Source organism: Flexithrix dorotheae DSM 6795, from assembly GCF_000379765.1.
Taxonomy (GTDB): Bacteria; Bacteroidota; Bacteroidia; order Cytophagales; family Flammeovirgaceae; genus Flexithrix; species Flexithrix dorotheae.
This window is the reverse complement of sequence record NZ_KB903507.1, coordinates 1-4833: the sequence shown is the minus strand read 5'-3', so window position 1 is coordinate 4833 and position 4833 is coordinate 1. Positions and strand designations below refer to the sequence as shown.

3 protein-coding genes are annotated in these 4833 nt (G+C 31.7%); 2 read left to right on the top strand and 1 reads right to left on the bottom strand.

The genetic code is table 11. The annotated features are described in order from the left end of the window. On the bottom strand, nt 1-1967 hold a 1967-nt coding region (locus A3EM_RS46745; RefSeq protein WP_245576599.1), incomplete at its 3' end, for a choice-of-anchor tandem repeat GloVer-containing protein. A gap of 765 nt (nt 1968-2732) precedes the next feature. Here A3EM_RS46745 and A3EM_RS0137530 point away from each other — a divergent pair. Together A3EM_RS0137530 and A3EM_RS0137520 are read left to right on the top strand one after the other, a co-directional pair. Continuing rightward, complete coding sequence (locus A3EM_RS0137530; protein WP_020533385.1) at nt 2733-3161, top strand: hypothetical protein; 429 nt, start codon at nt 2733-2735, stop codon at nt 3159-3161. A gap of 470 nt (nt 3162-3631) precedes the next feature. After that, on the top strand, nt 3632-4039 hold the full coding sequence (locus A3EM_RS0137520; RefSeq protein WP_020533383.1) for a hypothetical protein: 408 nt from the start codon (nt 3632-3634) through the stop codon (nt 4037-4039). Nucleotides 4040-4833 lie beyond the last annotated feature (794 nt).

Genomic DNA, 4833 nt, shown 5'->3' with positions numbered 1-4833 from the left:
GCATCATCACAATCCGTATTATCAGCAACATAACCTTCTGGTTGATTACAAGATTGCAGACTATCATTCACATTACCAAAACCATCGCCATCTTGATCTGCATACCAAATGGTTTTATCAGTAGCCTCTTCATCTATTTCTCCATCACAATCATTATCCAGGCCATCACATAGTTCTAGAGCGCCAGGATAAATATCCTTATTTATATCATCACAATCCGTATTATCAGCAACATAGCCTTCTGGTTGATTACAAGATTGCAGACTATCATTCGCATTGCCAAAACCATCGCCATCTTGATCTGCATACCAGGAAGGTAAAGGAGCAATAATATTCACCGTTTGCTCAGCCTTTGAGTTATTACCTGCAGCATCTATGAAATCCCAGGTTATTTGATATGTTCCTACGGTTTCAAAGCTGGTAATATCTGAAGTAATTCCGGTTATTACGCCATCACAATTGTCTTTAGCCTCAGGAATTGGAATATATATTTCACAAGCATTTCCCTCAATAGGGCTTAAAATGGGTATTATTGGAGCAGTTTTGTCTGTTGTAGTAACCTTTAGCACATTGCTTTCTGATTTATTACCTGCTGCATCATATGCTTCCACTAAAAAATCATATACTATACAGGAGGATAAATTAATCACTTCAAAATGGGTCTCATCTGTACTGCCTAATAAAATTTTATTTTCCCCTTCCAATTTGAAAACCTTATATCCTTCTACACCCACATTATCAGTAGAGTTAGTCCAGAATAGGGAAACACTGGTATTCGAAATACCCCCTTTGCTCAGCGCTGGTGAAGTAGGGGGATCTATATCTGGTGTATCAAAAAAGGTTAATTGGCCTAACCAGGGATTTGCTCCATTCGTCCAATTAAAATCTGCCATTTTGATAAAAGCATCTGTAGAAGGTTCATATTCGAATAATACACCAAAGTCATTTGTACCTCCAAAAGTTGTCATCCCGTAGAGCTTTCCATTTAGGAGCGTCAAATTACTTCGTGGTTCTCCTCCTTCGGAGAGTCGAAAGATATGTACCGTATTGAAGCTATTACTAATAGGATCGAAAGAAAAAATAGTACCCTGAATGTTAGGCCCTCCATTTCTAGTAACTCCATATAGAATACCATTGAAGACCGTAAAATTGCCTTTAGGATCTGGTGAGTACCCAAATGATTCAGAACCATTAAAGCTATATAATTCATTATAAATTCTGTTAATTGGGTCAAAAGAATAAATAATACCCATTGTGCTTGATCCACCCCCACTTGTAAAACCATAAAGTTTTCCGTTTAGCTCCGTTAGGCCACTGTTAGGTCTTGCCTTATTAGTTATATCATACAATTTGGTATAAGTATTTGTTTTAGGATTAAAGGAAAATATCACTCCTCCATCACTTACTCCTCCCCATGATGTTGTTCCATAAAATTTATCATTTAATATCACCATCCCTTTTACAGGAGACTCCCCATTAATACCATCAAAATCGTGTAGTTTTTTATAAGTGTTACTACTTGGTTCATATGAGAACATAACCCCATAATTATTCTCTCCACCACCACTAGTCATTCCATAAAGTTTGTCTTCAAATATTAGAAGTCCATCCGTTGGACTTAGCCCATTACTGCCATCAAAGTCAAATAAGTTAGTAAAGGTAACAGTTTGTGGATTATAAGAGTAAATATACCCTTCATTGTATTTTCCACCAATAATACTCATCCCATAAAGTATATTATCAAGTTCAATCAGGCTACTTTCTCGAAAACTATCATCGGGAAAACTAAAAGGTGCAGGATCTGCTAATGTTTTTGTATTTAAATCGTACTCAATAATAGCTCCATGACCATTTTCACCTCCGTTATCTGTTGTTGCATAAAACTTTTGAGCCTTAAGAAAAAATGGACTTGCAACCAATAAATACCACAGCATTAAAATTTTTAGTTTGCTGAATTGAAGTGTCATAATGATTTCTTTGCTGTTAAATTTAGTATAGAGTAGAGGTTAGATACAACTTTTTAATACCTCTTTCCAATGTTAGTTAAAACTAAAGGCATTAAAAAATTCATTGTTTATACAATAATAATAAAACACCTTGTATTTAGGCTCTGTTTCTAATGGTATATTGTATTAATTGACAAATCTTAACACAACATGTTTTTAAATTTTAGACAACCTTTAATAACTCCCCAATTACAAGTACATATATGTCTTTATTTCGGGATAGTTTTGTTTAGAAAATTTACTGACCTAGAATTTGATCGAAAGGAGATTTTCAATATCACCTTTCTAGTTACTCTAATCTAAATACAAGGAAAGCTAGTTCCGAACAATTTTATAAAAATCTCAATTTAAGGATAGGAATTAAAATAAATTTTACTTAAAGTTTAACCAAATGCATTAAACATAAGTGCACTAATTATATTACACTATACATACTAAATAATACTTAGTGCACCAGCTCAGGAAGAAATTGAAGTAATGCATTTTAAGTATACCTAAAATACATCCCCTGACTTCCAGAGTTATTTTACCGCATTTTAATGATCAAGGTAATATTCCTCCTTATGCCGCATATCTACAATTATTAAATGCTGCAATATTCTCCATAAAAACCTCCCTGATATCCTCCAATAACCTATTTTATTCAAATATGCTGCATGCTTCTCAAAATATACCTCATTTTATGCTGCATGAAAATGTTATAATTAAATGATATAAAATAATTGTATGAACTTGATTCAAAAGCAAGCTGATAAATTTGTTTTCAATAAAATGGGAGAGGATCATAGACCTCATAAAGATTTTATTGATGAAGTTAGATATGAATGTAAAAGGGATTCTTATAAGATTGTTTTTCTGGAAAGGGTGATACAAAAAGCTAAAATAGAATATGATGAGCACTTAAAAATTTGTCCTAATGTGGATGAATGTGTGGTAAATGAGTTCTTCGAAAATACTTTATTTTTTCTACAAGAAGACATTGAGATTGATTTAGAGCCAGAAGATTTTAATGGAAGTGAAAAGGATTTAATTAACAAGCAACTCCAAAAAATACTAGAGGAAATCAATGCTGTTAAACTAGGTCAGCAAATTACATACGATGATTTTAGTGAAGACTTAAAAGACTTATTATTTTTAAAAAGAAACCCTTGTTAAAATTATTTCAGATAATTATGATAGCTTGATTGCTGGTCTTAGTGGGTGACCCTGGATTATCATGAAGTATGACACTCATTTGAGCAATAATAACAGCCGTTTGATTGTGCATAATATTTTTTAGCTTCTAGTACAGCTAGTCTACAATTCGGAAAATCACCTAAATATTTTCTGTTTTCTGTTTCAGGCATGAAAGAACAGCCATTTTTATGTACTTCATGATCGCCATTGCTTTGGACATTTTTATTTACATAGTACAGGGCCATAATTTGTGTGTTTTATTGGAAATAAGGATTTAATAATTTAAATCTATATATTAAATCACAGAATTAATATAACCAATTATGGGTATTTTTAATATTGTATTTTTAAAAATATGAAAGTACGTATGTAAAATTTAAATATGGGCTAATTCTGCTTTATTAAAAATCAGGTCTAAATTTGAATTATCCTAACAACTAAAAACAATTATGCTAACACTTGAACTAATAGACCACTTCCTAGACCTAGATAAATATGGTAAAGAATATGTAATTGCCAAGGATCGAGAGCTGGAGCACCTTACTGCTTTCATGAATAAGAAATTTACTTCAATTAGAGAGCTGGTAAAATCAAAATTATATCCTGAAAATCCTATTGGAAAATATTTATGTGTGATTGATTTTCTTCATATTGAATATGGATTTCAGATTGTCATATTTTATCACAATAATTATGATCAGCTTTTAGAATTTGCAAAAGCAATAGACCAGGTAACACGAGATATTTGTATTAATATCTGGGGCAATTTAAGAGATAAACCTAATGGTAAAGGTAAAACTGGAGATGAACTTTATTGTAATAAACCAAATAGCAACTTAGGTTTTCCAAGGATCTAATAATTAATGCTGGTTATTTTTGACCGGGAAAAAGATTACTATGGAGATTCCCATAATTAAAAATTTGTAGCTTGGCTGATGTCAGTCTGAGTTCTAAGTTTATGATATTATTCCAATATTTAAGCCATTATATGTTAATCAATTTGTTGCTGATCTATTTAGTTTTATAAGATATTGCTAGCAATTGAACGATAAACTTCAGATAAAGAGACTGCATCCAAATGAGGGTGTGGTCTTTTGTTTTTGGGTGATAATATTTTTAACTTACAGAAGTGATTTAAAAGTTACAAAATTATCTTAAGGGTCCAGGTGCTATCTGTGCCCTTTTTTATTTCCTGGTACTATACCAATATTTAGACTTCTATATTTTCAATCGCAATTAACACCTATTTTTTATAACGGGACCACACTTTTGGGCGGGTGTGGTCTTTTTTGTGAAATATTTAGCTAATTCCCCGCTTGAAAAGTATTAACATTTTTTTCATAAAAAGTTCTATCCNTACTCTTACCTGAGGGTATGGTTTTTTAATTGTCCAAACGAAACCGATATTGGGTATTTTTTATGTTATAGTGGCTTTGCTTTGTTATTTTTTGTAGGTTGGTAGAAACGAGAAATTAAATAAATGTTATTGTGGGAATAACAACTAAGATATTAGTAATATGAAAATTTGTTTTATTATAAGTTGCTTCATCTTATTGTTTTTGTTGTCGTGTAATGATGATGAAATATTCATTACTAAAGATGTCCAAGTTTTTTTAAATGGAGCAATAGATATAATGGAAAGAAATTCAAT

Excerpts from the sequence above, each read along its gene's own strand:
- A3EM_RS0137530 (WP_020533385.1), top strand. The coding sequence starts at position 2,733 with ATGAACTTGATTCAAAAGCAAGCTGATAAATTTGTTTTCAATAAAATG.
- A3EM_RS0137520 (WP_020533383.1), top strand. The coding sequence starts at position 3,632 with ATGCTAACACTTGAACTAATAGACCACTTCCTAGACCTAGATAAATAT.